The sequence below is a fragment of the Cellulomonas soli genome (assembly GCF_013409305.1).
GTDB lineage: Bacteria > Actinomycetota > Actinomycetes > Actinomycetales > Cellulomonadaceae > Cellulomonas > Cellulomonas soli.
Map to the genome: position 1 here is coordinate 4,240,467 of NZ_JACBZJ010000001.1, position 17,347 is coordinate 4,257,813.

The window sequence follows — 17,347 nt, forward strand, 5'->3', positions numbered from 1 at the left end:
GCCGGAGTTCCGGGCCGGCTCGTCCGGACACGGCACAGCTCAGGCGTCCCCCCGGACGGGCAGCTCGCAGGTGAACCAGCGCCCGCCCTGCGGCCCGGTCCGCAGCTCGGGTGTCGACCCGTCGAGGTCGTGCGTCACGACCCGCCCGAGCCACGAACCCAGGGAGTCCAAGGCCGCGCGAACTGCGGCGTCCCGCGATGCCGCACCGCCCGGCGCCCACGCGGCCAGCCGCACCCCGCCACCCGCGTCCTGCCGCAGGTGCCACGCGCTCAGCCCATGGCCCTGCAGCAGCTGCGTCGCGTCGATCGACGGACGCCACGAGCCGTCCGCCGCCCGGAAGCGGACAGCGGCCCGACCCTCCAGACCGACCAGCACCACCCCGCGCCCGTCCCGGACCACCGCCGCGTGATCGCCCGTGCGGTAGCGCAGGAGCGGCAGGTACGGGTTCTCGTCGACCGTGACCACCACCTCTCCGCGCACGCCGTCAGCGACGGGCGAGCCCGTCGCGTCGAGGATCTCCACATGGACGCGTCGCGGCACGACCACGTGACCTCGGCCGTCGCAGGACACCGCCACCGCCCCCGTCTCCCGCAGCCCGTACAGGTCGACGACCGGCACGCCCCATCGCCCGCCGACGGCCTCGCGCACCGCCGACGACAGCTCGGTCGCGCCGTTGACGACGGCCACCGGGTGCAGCTCCAGCCCCGCCTCGGCGAGATCCAGCAGCCGCAGGAGCGGCAGCGTCGACGTGCTCAGCACCTGCGGGTCCACGTCGGCGAGGTAGCGCTCGCGATCACCGGGACGGCGCCACGCCGCGTCGTCGAGATTGAGCCGTGCCATGACCGGGACGGGTCCGAGGCCACCCGGGTCGAACGCGGTCACCGCCGAGGCGTAGGTGAACGCCGCTCGTTGCTCCACCACGTTCGCGAGCACGAGGCGGCCAGGATCCGGGACCCAAGGCACCCCGAGTCCCGCGAGCACATGCCGCAGCAGGACGACGTCGGCCGCGATCACCACCGGGTGCAACGGGATCCGCAGGGCCGCGCCCGTGCTGCCCGAGCTGGTGCCCTCGAGCACCCGGTCGAGCGGGACACCGACCGGCACGTGCGCCGCGAGATCCTCGACGAGGTCACGACGCGTCACCGTGGGCAGGTCCGACAGCGGGGTGTCGGGGCCGGTCCGGCCCTCCCGCACGGACCGTCGGTAGCGGGGCACCTCGGCGTGGGCGCGGGCGACGAGGTCGTCGATCCAGGTCGGCTGCGCGCCGGGGGCCGCGTCGGCCGCCGCCAGCCGGGCCGCGAACGCCCGCAGCGCCTCGTGGTCGTCCGGCCGCAACCGGTCGCCGGTCGCGTGCACCCACACGGGCGCGTGCGGGTGCGCCCTCGCGGCCGCGACGCGCGCCAGACCGTCCGGACCGAGGGTGGGCCAGCGTTCGTCGTCGCCCAGCACGGCCGCACCCATCGCCGCGTACTCCGAGAGCACCGGGTCGGGCACGACGGCAGGGGGCGTGCCGTCGCCCTCAGTAGTTCGCATACTGCGCTGCCGCCTCCTTGGCCCGCTGCTCGGCGAGCCGGCGGGCCAGCTCCTCGGCCTGCCGCTGCTCCTGCGCCAGCGCAGCGACCAGGTGCCTCTGGTGCACGCTGCTCACGGCGAACCAGCGGTCGGACGCCAGCTCGTCGTCCTCGCCGGCCGGAAGGAGCCCGCCCGAGGCCAGGAACGCACGTGCCAGCTCCTCGCGTCCTTCTGCGTCACCCACCCAGGCCGCGGACGGGCGCAGCCCGGCCAGGGCGCGCGGCACCTGCGCGAGCACCCCCACGAACCATGCCGCGGCGCCACCTGCGCGACCTGCGGCCGCCACGACACCGGGGTGCCGATGCACCTGGGGGTCCGCCGCGAGCCAGCACACCAGCGCCGCGAGCGCGAGGCGAGAGACGCGCGGGTCGGCGGGCGCCGTCGTCGAGTCGCTCGGCCCCAGGTCCTCGTCCAGCGCCTCGAGGGTCGGGCGCTGGAGCACGCTGCCGTCCAGGAGCAGCGCGACGTCGGCGACGAGCGCCGGGACGTGCAGGCCCGGGTCGAGGACGTCGGACGTCGCCGCGGCCAACAGGTGCAGGAGCACCGCCAGCTCGGGACCGGTCAGGCTCGGGCCCTCGATCACCGACGGCGGCAGCCGGTTCGACGTCATCGTGCTCCTCCTGCCGACGTGCGCGATCCCCAGGTGCGACGGGCGAACGCCCGCGCGAACGCCACCAGGTCGTCCTCGGTGCGGACATCGTGCACGTCGAACCCCGGGGCCATCTGCTCGAACCCGGCGACCGACGCGCGCGGCACGTCGAGGAGCAGCGTGCCGCCACCCTCCGCCGCCTCGAGGGCCCGTGCGGCCAGCGGCAGGTCGACGACCTGCTTCTCGGCCGGGTCCCACGCGGTGAACATGGTGCTGACCCCGTCGTCCGAGACCACCGCCAGGTGGGTCGGTCCACGCCGGGTCGGCCGCCTGCCGTCACCGCCGAGGTGCGTCCGCGCCAGGAGACCGAGCGGGAACGACGTCCCGCCGCCGAAGTGCGCCACGATCGCTCTGAGCACCACCGTCGCGTCGCGGGTGAACCCGTCGGTGCCGGCGATCTGCTGCGGACCGCTCCAGGTCGTCGCCTGCACCCACGCACCCGCCCGCAACGCCGACAGCGCGAGAACCGCACCGCCCAGGGCCACGGCCGACCGGTGCCGCTTCGGGTCGGGCATGGAGCCGGACGAGTCCAGGTAGAGGTCGAGGTCGAGCGGACGACGCTCGGGCTCGGCCGCGTCGTCCTCCAGGAGCTCGCGGCGTCGGGTCGTGCGCCCGGGCAGGACCACGGGCGATGCCGCGACGGTGGCGACCCAGTCGATGTCGCCGAGGTCCTCGCCCACCGACCAGTCCTCGAGCCCGCCGAGCAGCGGCTCCGGGGACCGGTGGCTCACCCTCTCCGGGAAGCGGACCAGGTGCGGCGCCGCATGCTCGCGGTACCAGGCCACCGCGACGTCCTCGAGCGTGCTGCGCGAGCCCAGGGCGGCCAGCACGGCATGGAGCTCGGCGGGAAGCAGGGTGTTGCCACGTGAGCCGGCCGACGGGCTCGCGGCCGTGTCCGGGGCGGTGCCCGAGACCCCGGCATCCGCTGCGTCGTCAGCGGGCGGCTGCGGGGCGTCGGGCAGCGCCGCACCGACCACGGCCGGGTCGAGCGCCGGGTGCACGACCGGAGCCGCGAGCGAGTCGTCCGAGGCCAGGCCGTACGGGACATCGGTTCCCGTGCAGGCATCCGCGCACAGGAACGCGGTCCGCGGCCGTCCGGAGGTCAGGGCTTCGACCGGGAAGGCGTTGCGCACCAGGCTCGCGAACCCGCCGGCGCCCGCGACCGGGTCCCGACCGTAGGCACGCACCAGCTTGGCCAGGAGGTTCGCATGGTCCTCTCCGACCGGGGCCGGACCCGCCAGCGCGCCACGTCGCAGCCCCCACAGGATCTCGCACGCCCGCAGCACGAGCGCCATCACCGGGTCGTGCGGCGGCCCGAGGGTGCGCCACACGGCGGCCAGGTCCACCCCGGCCCGTCGCTGCAACCGGTCGTTGATGAGCAGGTCGGTCCAGAGGTTCGCGACGCCCGAGACCTGGTCGTCGAGGTCCACCAGACCCGCACGCACCCGCGCGGCGATCCGGACGGCGGAACGCCTGTCCGCGGGGGCGAGCAGGTGGTGCCCGACCTCGTGCGCGAGGATCGCGACGGCGTGGTCTCCGAGCCCGAGCCGCGCGACCTGCGCGAGGTCGATGTGCACCTCGACCGTCGCCGTGTCGTACCAGGCGAAGGACGGTGCCGAGCCGTCCAGGTCCGCATCCGCGTGCAGCACCGGGGCGTGCATGCGTGAGGTGCGGCCCCAGGCACCCAGAGCCTGCGGCCACGCCTGCTCCCACCGGCCGACCAGCGCGGGATCGACGGCGCTCACACCGTCACCGCCCTCTCGGCGAGCGCCCGGGCGCCTGCGTCGCCCAGTCGGACCACGTCGACCGCGTACGAGTGGGCCCGGCTGACCAGGACCGTGCCGGCGCGCGCGCCGTCGGGCACCAGCCCGGTGACGTCGTCCTGCCAGGGCACGGGCAGTGAGCAGCCCACGGGCGCCCGCTCGTCGAGGGCGGGCGGGACGTTCCCGAGCGGGACGAGCGCGTGACCGTGCACGTCGACGACCAACGCCCACGCCGCACCGTCGGCCCGCACCGCCCATCCGGTGGGTCCGCCCGCCACGGCCAGCGGGCGCTCGAACCACGGCCCGCCGAGCACGCGGGAGCCCCCGGCGCGCAGGACGACCCCGGGCTCCTCCCGCAGGCCGGGCCAGCTCCACCGGTCCGCCCGGTGTGCGGCGAGCACGGCCGGGACGTCGGCGTCAGGCTCCAGCGCGAGCACGGCACGGGCCAGGGTGCCCGGCAGCCGGGCGGCGGCGTCCAGCGCCGCGATGCGATAGCGGGCGAGCCCGGCGCGCCACGCGGCGACCAGCACCGCGTCCCGCACCTGCTCGACGGTCGTGGCCTCGGGGGCGCGGCCGAGCAGGTGCGCCCACAGGTCCAGGTTCGCCCCGCGTTGCACGGCAGGGGCCGCGGCGACCAGGGTCCGCACCGTCGCGGCGGGCTGGTGCGCGCACCACGCCGGCAGCGTGACCAGGATCTCCTCGACCACGCGCCTCTCGGGTCGACCGGGGCGCCACCGGGCACCGACCGTGAGATCCAGGACGGTCGCGACGAGCGCGACGACCAGCTCACCCCCCTCCGGTTCGGGCAGCTCCGCCACGAGCGGATCGACGAACGGGCCGAGGTCCACGAGCGCCGTCCGCACCAGCACGGCGTCGACGCCGCGCTCGTGCGCGGAGCGCAGGAGGGTCTCGACGTCCGTGCTGTGCGCCGCGAGCGCACGCCCGTACGCAGACGTGCGCTCGACGGAGCGCACAGGGCTGCTCACCGCCCGCCCCACCCGAGCCAGCGCAGGTAGCCGGAGTAGCGCTGGTGCGCGTACTTGAGCGCGAGCGCGTCCTCGTACACGTGCCCGTGCAGCTTGGTGGCGTCCTGCCAGCCGGCGAGCAGGCCCTCGATGTGCGCGAGCCGGCGGCGCACCTCCTGCTCAGGCAGGTCGTCCAGGCCCACGGCGAGCTCGGCCAGCACCTGACCGACCGGGTCGTCGGTGTCGAGGCCCTCGGCGTCGTACTGACGGCACGCGGTGTCGAACAGGTCGCGCAGCCAGGACACCCGGTCGGTACGCAAGGGACCACGCTCGGGGTCGTCGAACGCCGGCGACTCCAGGTCGGGCTGCACCTTGTCGTGCAGCACGAACGGCAGCACGGCGCGCAGGTCGTCGAGCGTGACCTGCGCGTCACCCCGGAAGTAGGCCATGGCCTTGGCGTAGAGGATGAGCGACTGCAGCGCCCGCACCGAGAGCCCGTTGAGCGTCTGGGCGCCGATGTCGGCGAGCTTGTCCCGGCCGGTGTCCTGCAGGGCGATGTCGTGCGGGTCGACCCCTGCGAGCCGGGCGGTGTCCTTGGTCCGGTACTCCAGCTGGCGGGCGGCGGGCTCGAGCAGCTCGAGCTGCGCGGCGAAGAACTCGAGCCGTCGACGCACGGGCTGCGGCAGTGGCACGGCGACGACCTGCCGGTGCAGCCGGGCGTGCTCGTCGGCGTCGAACACGATGGCGGCCGGCACGTTCTCCTCGGGCCGCAGGCCTCGCTCGGCACGCAGCACCAGGTCGTCCAGGAAGCGCGAGTTGAACGACAGCGCCTTCACGACCACGTCGATGCGATCCCGCAACGCGTCGACGACCTGGTAGGTGCCGCCACCCGCGTCGTCGTTCGCCGTGAGGTACCAGGCGGCCGCGCGGGTCTCGTAGACCTGGTCGAAGACCTCGACGTACCCGTCGGCCAGCACCGTCAGGAGCGCGGACTGCGTCCGCGTGGGGATGCGGTTGTACTCGTCGACGATCTTCACGCGCCGGCCCAGCCAGGACCGCCAGGCCACGTCGATGTCCTCCAGGCGCTCCGCGGCGACGAGGTCGCGTGGCAGCGGTGTGCCGAACATGTCCTGCACGGTCAGCTGGGGGTGCCCGTGCTGCATCGCCCGCCGCACCTCGCGGACCGGGTAGCCGGCGAGCACGCCCATGAGGATCGCCGAGGCGGTCTTGCCGCGACCCGGTCCGCCGACGAGCAGGCAGCGGCCCCGCACGGCGAACGTGAGCAACGGCAGCAGCGCGAACGAGGAGTACGACTGGTCGGTGGGCAGCTCGACCTCGGCCTTGGAGTCCCCCAGCCGGAAGACCGTGCGCGGCCGCGACGGGTCGTGGAACTCCACGTCGTAGTGCGGGCTGATGATCGCGTGGTTGACCATCCAGAAGTAGGCCTGACGCAGCTTCTCGTCGAGCCGGCCCTCGACCTCGGGGCTGCGCGGCTCGCCGAAGAGGTCCTCGACACCCAGCTGGGGCGACAGCTCGGGCTGCTGCTCGGGCGGGAGCTGGGGCTGCTGCTGCGGCGATCGGGGTGCGGGGGTGCGGGTGGGCGCCACGGAGACCTGGCCGAGGCCTCGTCCGTGTGCGGTCGGTCCGGTCATGACGAGTGCCTCTCGGGTGCGGGGACGGTCACGTCGACGTCGTCGCCGTGGTGCTGCACCATCGGCTCGGCGAGCGGGCGGGGTGTGCGCTTCAAGGGGTCGACGAGCTCGATCGCGGCGCGCAGGCGCTCGTCGTGCGAGCCGCGCAGCTCGAACCACGGCGCACCGCCGGCGTCCGCCTGCGCGGCCAGGACCTCGCGGAACCGGGCCTGCATGTCGTGCCGGACGTGCTCGCCGTCGCGCAGCCCGTCCTGCACGAAGGGGATCTCGTCCCCGGTGAGCAGGTAGAGGTCCGGCACGCGACCGGCGGCGAACGCCTGCACGCTCGGCGACGGGGCACCGACGTAGCGCTCGTGCCACAGGGTCGTGGCCAGAGGGTCGGTGTCGCACACGAGCAGGGGCACCGGTGAGCGGGTCGCGGCGTCGTCCTCGAGGCGGGCCTGCTCGCGTGCCACCAGGTCGAACTCGGCCGTGTGCCAGGGCGCCTCCAGCCCGCCGGGCCGCACCGCGCTCCACTCGCGCCCGAACTCGGGCACGGCGGGCAGGCCGTAGTGGGCGGTCAGGGCCTCGGCGAGCGTGGTCGTCCCGGTCGACTCGGCACCGAGGACGACGACCCGGCGGACGTACCAGGCGCGTACCGGCGCCGGCAGCGCCCACCAGTACGCGGCCGGGTCGGCGCGTACCGCGCTGCCCGAGACCGGGGTGCCGCGCCGGCCGGCGTCGACCTGCACCCAGGTCGCGCCGAGCCGGGACGCGAGCTCGGCGCCGTAGGAGTCGGAGGTGAGGACGGCGTCGACCGGGGCGTCGAGCAGGGATCGCATCACCGCGACGTGGGCGTCCCAGGCGCCGTCGTCGGCGTAGTCGACGGGTGCGTCGTCGACGGCGTGCACCACGTGCGCGCCGGGAAGCTCGGCCGCGAGCCATGCGGCGCGCAGCTCGGGCGCCAGGCTCTCCTGCGAGGAGGCCAGGACCTGCACGGTCACCCGGTCGCAGCGGGCCAGCGCCGCCCTGACCAGGGCGAGGTGGCCGGCGTGCGGCGGGTAGAACTTCCCGATGACCAGTCCGTGCCGGAACGGGCGGCTCGCGCTCACGCCAGGACCGCCGGCTCGGGCTCGGCTCCGGTCGGCTCCGCGGGGCTCGAAGCCGCCGGGGCCGGCTCCTGCGCGCGCAGCACCGAGCGCCAGTGCCGCAGGCCCATGACGCAGATGCCGAGGTAGACGACGTACAGCACGGCCGTGAGCACGAGCCCCTGGCTTGCGAACAAGCCGACGAGGAGGACGTCGGTGACGATCCACACCACCCAGCTGCCGATCCACTTGCGGTCGAGCATGACCTGCGCGACGACGCTCGTAGCCGTGGTGAGCGCGTCCAGGAACGGGGTCGCCGAGTCCGTCCAGGTGCCCAGGACCACCGTCAGCCCGACGGTTCCCACCGCGACGCCGATCGCGCCGACGAGCCACGCCAGCGCGGGCGCGCGACGCACGACGAGGGCGCCGCCGTCCCGGCCGCCCCGCAGCCACCAGTACCAGCCGAGCACCCCGAGGACGAGGTAGAGGACCTGGAGCCCGGCGTTCGCGTAGATCCCCGTCTGCCAGAACAGGACGAGGAAGAGCGCGGTGTTGACGAGCCCCACGGGGAAGTTCGCGACGTGCTCGCTGGCCGCCAGCCACACGCATGCCGCACCCGTCACGAAGCCGACGATCTCGATCCAGTCCACGGTCGAGCAGCGTAGAGGCCCTCCTCGGGGCCCCGTGCGGACGGTCCACACCCTCCGATCGCGTGCGCCGGTGGCTACTTCCCCGACGCGTGCCGCCGCACCGGCGGCAGGTCGGACCACGGGAACGTGATCCACCGGTCGGTGCGACGCCACACGTAGTCCGGGTTCACGATCGAGTGCGACTTGGCGTACAGCACCGCGGTGCGCGCCTCCGCGCAGTGCGCGGTCATCAGCCGCTGCACCAGGGCCAGGGTCTCCCCCGTGTCGGCCACGTCGTCGACGACGAGCAGCCGCAGCCCGTGCAGCGCGTCGGTGTCGAGCAGGGGCGGCAGCACGACGGGGTCGGGCAGGCGCTCGTCGACGCCCGTGTAGAACTCGACGTTGAGCGTGCCGACGGCCTTGGTGCCCATCGCGTAGGCGATCGCACCGCCGGGCAGCAGGCCGCCACGGGCGACCGCCACGACCAGGTCGGGCTCGTACCCGGAGTCGACGACCTCCTGGGCCAGCGCGCGGCTCGCCGTGCCGAAGAGGGCCCAGTCGAGGATCTCGCGGTCGTCGGGGAGCTGCTGGCCGGGGGCTGCCTCAGTCGTCGCCATGAGCGCAGGGTACGGGTCGCAGGTTGCTCCGGCGTGAGCGTCACCTCACCCTCGCCGTCGACGAAGGCCTGAGCGACGCAGCGCCGGACGTTGCGAGGAAGGGGTCGAGCCGCCCGCTTGACCTTGACGTAGCGTCAACTCCTAGCGTCGAGACCGCCCAGCCATCGGATGGGCCGCCGCCTGCACCCGGTGATCTGCCGGGTGCCGGGCGGACGCGACGACCGACCCGGAGGCGGCACGCATGGAGGCTTCGATCCAGCAGGTCGCCCGCATGGCCGGGACGACCAGCCGCACGCTGCGCCACTACGACGCCGTCGGGCTGCTGCACCCCAGCAGGGTCGGGCACGGCGGGTACCGCTGGTACGACCAGGACGCGTTGGTCCGGCTGCAGCGGATCCTGCTGCTGCGCGACCTCGGACTCGGGCTGCCCGCCATCCGGCACGTGCTGGAGGACGGGCAGGACGAGGCGACCGCACTGCGTCGGCACCTGCAGCAGCTGCGCGCCGAGCAGGCACGGCTGGCCCGTCAGGTCGCGTCCGTCGAGCGGACGATCACCGCGCGAGAGGGAGGGGCACCGCTGATGCCCGAGGAGATGTTCGACGGCTTCGACCACACCGGCCACGAGCAGGAGGTGACCGAACGCTGGGGCGCCGAGGCGTACCGCGCGGGCGACCACTGGTGGCGCGACCTGGGCGAGGACGGCCGGACCGCGTGGCAGGCACGTGCGGGGGCGCTCGCCCAGGACTGGATCGCGGCCGCGCAGTCCGGCGCCGCCCCGGACGGCGACGTCGCCCAGGCCCTGGCCGCACGGCACGTCGCCTGGCTCGCCACGGTCCCGGGCACGCCGGGCCACGGCTCCGCGCCGGTGCGCGACTACGTCCTCGGCCTGGCCGACCTGTACGTGGACGACCCCCGGTTCACCTCGACCTACGGCGGGACGGCGGGTGCCACGTTCGTCCGCGACAGCCTGCGCGTCCACGTCGGACGCACGCTGTGACGGGCTGACCAAGGGCGACCCGTCGCGACGACCACCCGGCCGGCGCGACGGGTCATGCCCTCAGGCGGCCCTCAGAGCTCGACGTCGACCAGCAGCCCGGACTGCACGGCGCCGGCGAGGTCCTCGTAGGACACCCCGGCGTCGTCGAGCATGTCGAGCAGCGACGTGCCCGACTGCAGCTCGTCGAGCAGCGACTCCGAGTCGGTGCCCAGCAGGTCGGCCAACGCGTCGAACGTGGTCTGCTGCTCGGAGGTGAGCTCACCCGTCAGAGCCCCGCCTGACGGGGGCGGCGGCGGGGGTCCGGCGGGCCCGCGACCCTGGCCCGTGCCCTCGACCAGCGAGGTCACGAAGGACTCGACGTCCCCCGTCGCGCTGATCACCTCGGGGGCGTCCGCGACGAGCGCCGCGACGAGGTCGTCCTTCGACACGCCCTGCGCCTCGGCGAGGTCCGCCAGGGTCTGGCCCTGGTCGAGCGCGGACATCACCTCGTCCGTGGACAGCCCCAGCGTCTCGGCGGCGGTCTCGATGTGCCCGGGGACCCCGGCGGCGCGGCCCGTGCCGGACGTCTGGGACCCGGTCGTCGCCGCGAGGTACGCGTACGACGTCGTGCCGGTGACGGCACCGATGCTCATGGTCGTTCCCTTCCTGTCGGTGTTGCGGTCGCCCGGCCCATCGGGCGGCCACGGATCCGGAAGAGGTGTCTGACCTGCATTGACAGGTAATCGACAGGTCCGGCACAGACACGCCGCGCTTCCTGTGAATCCGGGGCCCGCCCGGGTCGCGGGCACCGCCCCCGGCCCGCCCGGCGGCACCGCCCGGAAGGTCGGGCGCGACGCCCTGGCGCCTGGGCGACGCCCCCGGCGAACCTGCCCGGGTCGCAGTCCGACCGGCCGATCCGGCCCCGTCACCAGGAGCACCGCATGACCAGCCACACGTTCGAGACGAGCACCGTCCGCACCACCCGACCCGCACGGTCGTCGACCGCCCGCGGCTGGGCCTGGACCGGCGTCGCCGCCGGGGTCCTGGGCCTCGCCTCGATCTGGACCTCGATGGCCGCCTCCGTCGACTGGGAGCGCAGCGCCGGCGACCCCGAGGCGATGATCGCCGACGCAGCCGACAAGCAGGGCGCGTACCTCGCGTTCCACGTCACCACGACGCTGTGCCTGCTCCTGCTGCCCGTCTTCGCGCTCGGCCTGGCCCGGCGGCTCGACCAGCAGGCTCCCGTCGGCTCGTTGCTGGTGGTGCTCATGGACCTCGACCTGGGCGACGGCTCGGGCATCGACGTGACCCGCGACGTGCTGGCCGGCCGACCCGACCTGCGCGTGCTCGTGCTCGTGCTCGTGCTCGTGCTCGTGCTCGTGGTGACGATGCACGAGGACGACGACGCGGTCGTCGCGGCCGTGCGGGCCGGTGCACGCGGGTACCTGGTGAATTCGGCGCCGCCCGACGCCGTCGAACGCGCGGTGCGTGCCGTGGCGGCGGGCGAGATGATCCTCGGCCCGGCGGTCGCCGAGCGTGCACTCGCGTACGTGCTGGGCGGACGCTCGGCCGTCCGGGTGCCGTTCCCCCGGCCGACCGCGAGCGCGAGGTGCTCGACCTGGTGGCCGCCGGGCACGACAACGCGGCGATCTCCCGTCGGCTGCACCTGAGCCCGAAGACCGTGCGCAACCACGTGGCGAACGTGCTGACCAAGGTCGAGGTGCCGGACCGGTCGGCGCTGATCGTGCGGGCGCGCGCGGAGGGCCTCGGCGGCGGGACCGTGTGAACGGCCACCCGTCGCGCGAGACCCTCCGGCGTCCTGCGGCTCAGACCCCCGTGCGGGCGATCTTGGTGTTGTGCGCCTGCGCACGCGGTCGCACGATCAGCAGGTCGACGTTGACGTGCGCGGGCCGGGTCAGGGTCCAGGTGATGGTGTCGGCGATGTCGTCGGCGACGAGCGGCAGGTAGCCCTCGTAGACCTTGGCGGCCTTCTCGGCGTCGCCGTCGAACCGCACGAGCGAGAACTCCTCGGTCGCGACGTTGCCGGGCGAGATCTCGATGACGCGCAACGGCTCGCCGACCAGCTCCCAGCGCAGCGTCTGGGTGAGCATGCGCTCGGCGTGCTTGACGCCGGTGTAGCCCGCGCCGCCCTCGTACGCGCCGTGCGCCGCGGTCGAGGTCACGATGAGGATGTCGCCGGCACCCGAGGCGCGCAGCAGCGGCAGCACGGCCTGCGTGACGCGCAGCGTGCCGAGCACGTTGAGCTCGTACATGCGGCGCCACAGCTCGAGGTCGGCGTCGGCGACGGGCTCCAGGCCGAGGGCACCGCCGGCGTTGTTGACGACCGCGTCCAGACCGCCCGTGGCGCCCAGGTACGCGGCGAGCCGCTCGATGTCCTCGGCGAGCGTGATGTCGGCGACGAACGCCTCGGCGCCGGTCTCCTCGGCGAGGGCCGCGAGCCGGTCGGCCCGACGGGCCAGGGCCACGACGTCCCACCCCTCGGCACGCAGGCGCCGCACGGTGGCCGCACCGATGCCGGACGAGGCCCCGGTGACGAGGGCACGGCGGGGTCGCGGGGCCGAGGGCTCGACCTGCTCGGGCTGCTGCGGGACGGCGGTGGACATGCGGGACTCTCCAGACGGGTGGTGGGACGAGAGGGACAGGCCCGGGACAGGGCCCTCAGAGGGCGGCGGCGACCTCGTCGAGCACGGTACCGAGCACCTCGAGCCCGAGGGCGGCCTCGTCCGGCGTGACGATGCACGGCGGGACGACGTGCACGCGGTTGTCGGCGACGAAGGGCAGCACGTCGCGGGCGAGCATCCCGGCCTTGATGCGCCCCATGATCGCCGGGCTCACGGGCGTGCGGGACTCCTGGTCGGCGACCAGCTCGACGGCCCAGAAGACCCCGAGGCCGCGCACCTCGCCGACGAGCGCGTTGCGCTCGGCGATCGCGGCCAGGCCCGGTCCGAGGACGTCGGTGCCGATCGCGGCCGCGTTCTCGACGACCTTCTCCTCGGTCATCGCGTCGAGCGTGGCCACGATCGCGGCCATGGCCAGGGGGTGCCCGGAGTACGTCAGGCCGCCGGGGAACACGCGGTCGTCGAAGCTCTTCGCGATGGGCTCGGAGATCATCACGCCGCCCGCGGGCACGTAGCCGGAGTTGACCCCCTTGGCGAACGTGACCAGGTCGGGCCGCACGTCGTAGTGGTCGAGGGCCAGCCATGCGCCGGTGCGCCCGAAGCCGGCCATGACCTCGTCGAGGATCAGCACGATCCCGTAGCGGTCCGCCAGGGCGCGCACACCCGGCAGGTAGCCGGGCGGCGGCACGAGCACGCCTGCGGTTCCCGGGATCGTCTCGAGCAGGATCGCGGCCACCGTGTCGGGGCCCTCGACCTGCAGGATGCGCTCGAGGTGGTGCAGCGCGCGCTCGCACTCCTCCTCGGGCGTGCTCGCCCAGAACTCCGTGCGGTACAGGTAGGGGCCGAAGACGTGCAGGTGGCCGCGCGCGTACTCGTTGGGCAGACGCCGCCAGTCGCCCGTGGCCACCACGGCCGCACCGGTGTTGCCGTGGTAGGAGCGGTACGCCGAGACGACCTTGTCGCGACCGGTGTGCAGGCGGGCCATCCGGATGGCGTTCTCGTTGGCGTCGGCGCCCGCATTGGTGAAGAAGATCTTGGAGAACCCGTCGGGGGCGTGCGCGAGGATGCGCTCGGCCGCCTCGCCGCGGGTCCGGTTCGCCGTCGCCGGCGCGATCGTGGTCAGGACCGCGGCCTGCTCCTGGATCGCGGCGACCACCTTGGGGTGCTGGTGGCCGATGTTCGTGTTGACCAGCTGCGAGGAGAGGTCGAGGTAGCGCCGCCCGGACTCGTCCCAGACGTGGCTGCCGGACCCGCCGGCGATGGCCATCGGGCTCAGGTGCGCCTGCGCTGACCACGAGTGGAACACGTGCGCGCGGTCGAGCTGCAGGGTGGTGTCGTCCTCGTGGCTGCTCATGGAGCCTTCTCCTCGGTGTGCGTGCTGACCTGGGAACTGTCGGGCCGGTGCGGTGCGGCGGGCGCGAGGCGCGCCGCACCGCACCGGCGCTCAGATCAGTTCCCGCCCTCGTTGAGGGTGACGTCGATCGGTGCCCAGTCGGCGCCGACGACGTCGACACCCTCCTCCGTGAGCTCGGCGAGCGCCTTCTTGACGTACTCCGTCGAGTAGGCGGACTCCGGCGGCTCCTGCGTGATGATCGACGCACCGGTCTCGTTGTGCGTGTCGAGGGCGAGCGCGACCGTGTTGGCCCACGCGTCCTCGTCGACGAGGCCGATGCCGCCCGTGGTGCTGGGCCAGATCAGCTTGTTGACCTCGTTCGTCATCCACAGCTGGTGGCTCGTGCCGAGGGTCGACCCGGCGGCGGTGACGATGTCGGCCGCCTCCTGGGCGTTGTCCCGCGCGTACACCCAGCCCTTGATGGAGGCCTTGATGAACTTCACCGTCGTGTCCTGGTAGTCCGTGTCGGACTCGAGCCGCGCCGTGTCCGCCCAGATGGCGTCCTGGAGCATGGCCGTGCCCTCCTCGTTCCAGTCGATGACGTTGAAGTCGTCGGCCGTGTACAGCTCACCGGTGTCCGGGTTCACCGTCTCCAGCAGCTGTGCGTACTCGTTGTACGTCATGGCCTGCGCGGCGTCGATGTCGCCGTTGAGCAGACCGAGCATGTCGAACGCCTGGGTCACGAGCTCGAAGTCGGTGACGCCGGCCTTGTTCAGCCCGGCGAACAGCTCCCACTCGTTGCCGTAGCCCCACGAGCCGACCTTCTTGCCCGCCAGGTCGGCCGCGGAGGTGATGCCCTTGTCCTTGAAGGACACCTGGAGGGTGGCGGAGCGCTCGAAGATCTGCGCCACGTCGGTGATGTTCGCACCCTGCTCGATCGAGCCGAGCACCTTGGGCACCCAGGCGATCGCGTAGTCGACCTCGCCGGCGGCGAGGGCGTCCTGCGGGACGATGTCGCCACCGGAGGGGATGATCTCGACGTCGAGGCCCTCGTCCTCGTAGTAGCCCTGGTCGAGGGCCGAGTAGTAGCCCGCGAACTGGGCCTGCGTCAGCCACTGCAGCTGCAGCTTGACCGGGGTGAGCTCGCCGGAACCGCCCTCGCTCGCGGTCGTCTCGGCCTCGTCCGCGCCCGACTCGCTCGCACAGGCGCTCAGCAGCAGACCTGCTGCCAGACCGGCCGCCACCGCCGCCCCCCAACGCTTCGTGGTCCTCATTGTCATCTCCCTTCGCTGGTGGAACTGACCGACGGGCAGCGGGAGCTGCTCGCCTCGACCGACCCGGCGGCGCTGGCGGGTGGACGTGTGCGGGCCGGGCGGGTCATGCACCGCTCCGGCGGGTGACGAGGTGCTCCGCGAAGGCGGTCACCGCGTAGAACAGGAGGCCGACGACGATGCCGCCGAGGACGTACGCCCAGGCCTGCGCGTAGTTGGAGCCGGCGGCGGCGGTCGTGATGAACGAGCCGATGCCCGAGCGCGGCCCGCCGAAGTACTCGGCGACGATCGCCGAGATCACCGCGAGCGAGGAGGCCATGCGCAGACCGGTGAACACGAACGGCACGGCCGTCGGGATCGTGACGGTGCGTGCGACCTGCTGCGGTGTGGCGGCCAGCGCGCGCATGAGGTCGCGGTGCACGGGCAGCACCTGGCCGAGCCCGCGCAGCGTGTTGATGTACACGGGCACGAAGACCGCGAGCGCCGCGACGATCACGCGGGCCTGCTCCGAGCTGGCGCCGTACATCGAGTACAGGACCGGCGCGAGCGCGACGATCGGCACGACGGACAGGGCAGTGACGACCGGTGCGGCCAGCAGGTCGAGGAGCCGGAAGGCTGCCGCGAGGACCGCGAGCAGGATGGCGAGGAAGGACCCGAGCAGCAGCCCGAGCAGCGCGTTGCGCCCGGTGACCAGCGCCGCGGAGGTGATCGGCCCGGCGTAGGTCGAGGCCTCACCGGCGATGTCCGAGGGTCCGGGCAGCACGAACGGCGGCACGTCGCCGAGCACGACCAGCGCCTGCCACCCCGCCACGAGCGCGACGAGCAGCACGACGGGCGGCAGCACCTGCCGCAGGAGCCCGCGCCCGTTCATCGCAGGTCCACCCCGCGCGCGGGGACCGCACCGCCGTGCAGCGCCTCGCGGACGGCGGCGACGGAGGAGAAGAACGCCGCGTCGTTGCGCAGCGCGTCCCCGGTGTCCCCGGCCTCGGCGGGGCCCGACGCGGTGGCGCCCACGGCCGCGGACCTGTCGAGCGTGACCTCGACGACCTCGCGGATCCGACCCGGTCGCGGGGACATGACCACGACCCGGTCCGAGAGGAAGACCGCCTCGGGGATCGAGTGCGTGACGAACACGACGGCGGCACGGGTCTCGGCGCAGATCCGCAGCAGCTGCGTCTGCAGGTGCTCGCGAGTCATCTCGTCGAGCGCACCGAAGGGCTCGTCCATGAGCAGCAGGCTCGGCTCCTCGGCCAGCGCCCGGGCGATGGCGACACGCTGCTGCATGCCGCCGGAGAGCTGGTCGGGGTGGTGGTCGGCGAAGTCGGCCAGGCCGACGAGCTCGAGCAGGTGGTCGGCCCGTTCGCGCCGGCCTGCCTTGCCCGTGCCGGACAGGGCGAGCGGCAGCTCGATGTTGGCCCGGACGGTGCGCCAGGGCAGGAGCCCGGCCTGCTGGAACGCGATGCCGTAGTCGCGGGCGAGCCGCGCCTGCCGCGCCTCGCGGCCGAACACCTCGATGCTGCCCGAGGTCGGGGTGTCCAGGTCGGCGACCAGACGCAGCAGGGTGGATTTGCCGCAGCCCGAGGGGCCGATGAGCGAGACGAACTCCCCCGAGGCGACGGTCAGGTCGACGTCGCTGAGGGCGTGCACCTCGCTGCCCTTGCCGCCCTGCGCACGGAAGACCCGCGAGACCGCGCTGACCTTGACTGCTGCGGCGCTCATCGAGCCACCTCCACTCGTCGATAACGTCCCAGGGAGCGGCCGAGCAGGGCGACGAGCCCTGCGGCCAGGAGGCCGAGCGCGACCGCCCCGAAGATCGGGGCCCAGGGCTTGGCGGGGTCGCTGGCGGCGAAGTTGGCGAACTCGAGGATCATCCGACCGAGCCCGCCGGGCATGCCCGTGGCGACCTCGGCGACGACCGTGCCGATCACGGCGTTCGCGGCCGCCAGACGCATCGCGGGCAGCAGGTAGGGCACCGAGGCGGGCAGCCGCAGCCGCACGAGGGTCGACCACCACCCCGCGCCGTAGGCGGCCATCAGCTCGACGTGGATCGTGTCGGGCGACTGCAGACCGCGCAGCATGCCCACGGCCACCGGGAAGAACGCCAGGTAGGAGGCGATGACGGCCACCGACATCCACGGCATCCACTCGAAGCCGAGCTCGAGCTTGGAGCCCCAGGACCGCACGAGCGGTGCGAGCGCGATCAGCGGCACGGTA

General features: G+C 73.8%; 18 protein-coding genes. 3 read left to right on the forward strand and 15 right to left on the reverse strand.

All coding sequences use genetic code 11. From position 1 onward, the window contains the following. Positions 1–39 precede the first annotated feature (39 nt). From BKA22_RS19290 to BKA22_RS19325, 8 genes are all read right to left on the reverse strand, one after another. Positions 40–1,533, reverse strand: coding sequence for a phenylacetate--CoA ligase family protein (locus BKA22_RS19290; protein WP_146952222.1), 1,494 nt, complete (start codon positions 1,531–1,533; stop codon positions 40–42). Beyond that, on the reverse strand, positions 1,520–2,182 hold the full coding sequence (locus tag BKA22_RS19295) for a hypothetical protein (RefSeq protein WP_146952221.1): 663 nt from the start codon (positions 2,180–2,182) through the stop codon (positions 1,520–1,522). The genes BKA22_RS19290 and BKA22_RS19295 overlap by 14 nt, the downstream gene beginning before the upstream one ends. Beyond that, positions 2,179–3,966, reverse strand: a complete 1,788-nt coding sequence (locus BKA22_RS19300; RefSeq protein WP_146952220.1) for a vWA domain-containing protein — start codon at positions 3,964–3,966, stop codon at positions 2,179–2,181. Before BKA22_RS19300 ends, BKA22_RS19295 begins: the two co-directional genes overlap by 4 nt. After that, positions 3,963–4,970, reverse strand: a complete 1,008-nt coding sequence (locus tag BKA22_RS19305) for a hypothetical protein (RefSeq protein ID WP_146952219.1) — start codon at positions 4,968–4,970, stop codon at positions 3,963–3,965. Before BKA22_RS19305 ends, BKA22_RS19300 begins: the two co-directional genes overlap by 4 nt. Continuing rightward, on the reverse strand, positions 4,967–6,601 hold the full coding sequence (locus tag BKA22_RS19310; protein WP_179561860.1) for a MoxR family ATPase: 1,635 nt from the start codon (positions 6,599–6,601) through the stop codon (positions 4,967–4,969). Before BKA22_RS19310 ends, BKA22_RS19305 begins: the two co-directional genes overlap by 4 nt. Then, on the reverse strand, positions 6,598–7,692 hold the full coding sequence (locus BKA22_RS19315; RefSeq protein ID WP_146952218.1) for an AAA family ATPase: 1,095 nt from the start codon (positions 7,690–7,692) through the stop codon (positions 6,598–6,600). The genes BKA22_RS19310 and BKA22_RS19315 overlap by 4 nt, the downstream gene beginning before the upstream one ends. After that, complete coding sequence (pnuC, locus tag BKA22_RS19320; protein WP_146952217.1) at positions 7,689–8,318, reverse strand: nicotinamide riboside transporter PnuC; 630 nt, start codon at positions 8,316–8,318, stop codon at positions 7,689–7,691. The genes BKA22_RS19315 and pnuC overlap by 4 nt, the downstream gene beginning before the upstream one ends. Positions 8,319–8,392: 74 nt before the next feature. Next, complete coding sequence (locus BKA22_RS19325; RefSeq protein ID WP_146952216.1) at positions 8,393–8,914, reverse strand: phosphoribosyltransferase; 522 nt, start codon at positions 8,912–8,914, stop codon at positions 8,393–8,395. A 241-nt stretch (positions 8,915–9,155) separates the two neighbouring features. Between BKA22_RS19325 and BKA22_RS19330 the strand changes: the two genes are divergently transcribed. Next, on the forward strand, positions 9,156–9,911 hold the full coding sequence (locus BKA22_RS19330) for a MerR family transcriptional regulator (protein ID WP_146952215.1): 756 nt from the start codon (positions 9,156–9,158) through the stop codon (positions 9,909–9,911). Between the two features lie 71 nt (positions 9,912–9,982). Here BKA22_RS19330 and BKA22_RS19335 read toward each other — a convergent pair whose 3' ends face one another. Next, positions 9,983–10,543: a hypothetical protein gene (locus BKA22_RS19335; protein ID WP_146952214.1), complete on the reverse strand. Its 561-nt coding sequence runs from the start codon at positions 10,541–10,543 to the stop codon at positions 9,983–9,985. A 288-nt stretch (positions 10,544–10,831) separates the two neighbouring features. On the opposite strand from BKA22_RS19335, the gene BKA22_RS19340 reads away from it, so the two are divergent. Together BKA22_RS19340 and BKA22_RS20035 are read left to right on the forward strand one after the other, a co-directional pair. Continuing rightward, on the forward strand, positions 10,832–11,560 hold the full coding sequence (locus BKA22_RS19340; RefSeq protein ID WP_223203483.1) for a hypothetical protein: 729 nt from the start codon (positions 10,832–10,834) through the stop codon (positions 11,558–11,560). Beyond that, positions 11,512–11,676 carry a response regulator transcription factor gene (locus tag BKA22_RS20035; protein WP_262926909.1) on the forward strand — a complete coding sequence of 55 codons (165 nt, stop codon included), beginning with the start codon at positions 11,512–11,514 and terminating at the stop codon, positions 11,674–11,676. The genes BKA22_RS19340 and BKA22_RS20035 overlap by 49 nt, the downstream gene beginning before the upstream one ends. Before the next feature lie 40 nt (positions 11,677–11,716). On the opposite strand, the gene BKA22_RS19345 is transcribed toward BKA22_RS20035, so the two are convergent. The 6 genes from BKA22_RS19345 to BKA22_RS19370 form a co-directional block, all read right to left on the reverse strand. Next, the gene (locus tag BKA22_RS19345; RefSeq protein WP_146952213.1) at positions 11,717–12,514 is read right to left on the reverse strand and encodes an SDR family NAD(P)-dependent oxidoreductase; all 798 of its coding nucleotides are present in this window, start codon (positions 12,512–12,514) and stop codon (positions 11,717–11,719) included. 55 nt (positions 12,515–12,569) lie between these two features. Continuing rightward, positions 12,570–13,883 carry an aspartate aminotransferase family protein gene (locus BKA22_RS19350; RefSeq protein ID WP_146952212.1) on the reverse strand — a complete coding sequence of 438 codons (1,314 nt, stop codon included), beginning with the start codon at positions 13,881–13,883 and terminating at the stop codon, positions 12,570–12,572. 95 nt (positions 13,884–13,978) lie between these two features. Next, positions 13,979–15,136 carry an ABC transporter substrate-binding protein gene (locus BKA22_RS19355; protein ID WP_146952211.1) on the reverse strand — a complete coding sequence of 386 codons (1,158 nt, stop codon included), beginning with the start codon at positions 15,134–15,136 and terminating at the stop codon, positions 13,979–13,981. Between the two features lie 103 nt (positions 15,137–15,239). After that, on the reverse strand, positions 15,240–16,004 hold the full coding sequence (locus BKA22_RS19360) for an ABC transporter permease (RefSeq protein ID WP_146952210.1): 765 nt from the start codon (positions 16,002–16,004) through the stop codon (positions 15,240–15,242). Continuing rightward, positions 16,001–16,852 carry an ABC transporter ATP-binding protein gene (locus BKA22_RS19365; protein ID WP_146952209.1) on the reverse strand — a complete coding sequence of 284 codons (852 nt, stop codon included), beginning with the start codon at positions 16,850–16,852 and terminating at the stop codon, positions 16,001–16,003. Before BKA22_RS19365 ends, BKA22_RS19360 begins: the two co-directional genes overlap by 4 nt. After that, positions 16,849–17,347 (reverse strand): ABC transporter permease (locus BKA22_RS19370; protein WP_179561861.1); only part of this gene is annotated, 499 nt, incomplete at its 5' end. The genes BKA22_RS19365 and BKA22_RS19370, both read right to left, overlap by 4 nt.

Bases quoted from the DNA above. Each gene is read 5' to 3' on its own strand.
- BKA22_RS19290 (WP_146952222.1), bottom strand. From the start codon at position 1,533: ATGCGAACTACTGAGGGCGACGGCACGCCCCCTGCCGTCGTGCCCGAC.
- BKA22_RS19295 (WP_146952221.1), bottom strand. From the start codon at position 2,182: ATGACGTCGAACCGGCTGCCGCCGTCGGTGATCGAGGGCCCGAGCCTG.
- BKA22_RS19310 (WP_179561860.1), bottom strand. From the start codon at position 6,601: ATGACCGGACCGACCGCACACGGACGAGGCCTCGGCCAGGTCTCCGTG.
- BKA22_RS19325 (WP_146952216.1), bottom strand. From the start codon at position 8,914: ATGGCGACGACTGAGGCAGCCCCCGGCCAGCAGCTCCCCGACGACCGC.
- BKA22_RS19330 (WP_146952215.1), top strand. From the start codon at position 9,156: ATGGAGGCTTCGATCCAGCAGGTCGCCCGCATGGCCGGGACGACCAGC.
- BKA22_RS19335 (WP_146952214.1), bottom strand. From the start codon at position 10,543: ATGAGCATCGGTGCCGTCACCGGCACGACGTCGTACGCGTACCTCGCG.
- BKA22_RS19340 (WP_223203483.1), top strand. From the start codon at position 10,832: ATGACCAGCCACACGTTCGAGACGAGCACCGTCCGCACCACCCGACCC.
- BKA22_RS19345 (WP_146952213.1), bottom strand. From the start codon at position 12,514: ATGTCCACCGCCGTCCCGCAGCAGCCCGAGCAGGTCGAGCCCTCGGCC.
- BKA22_RS19350 (WP_146952212.1), bottom strand. From the start codon at position 13,883: ATGAGCAGCCACGAGGACGACACCACCCTGCAGCTCGACCGCGCGCAC.
- BKA22_RS19355 (WP_146952211.1), bottom strand. From the start codon at position 15,136: ATGAGGACCACGAAGCGTTGGGGGGCGGCGGTGGCGGCCGGTCTGGCA.
- BKA22_RS19360 (WP_146952210.1), bottom strand. From the start codon at position 16,004: ATGAACGGGCGCGGGCTCCTGCGGCAGGTGCTGCCGCCCGTCGTGCTG.
- BKA22_RS19365 (WP_146952209.1), bottom strand. From the start codon at position 16,852: ATGAGCGCCGCAGCAGTCAAGGTCAGCGCGGTCTCGCGGGTCTTCCGT.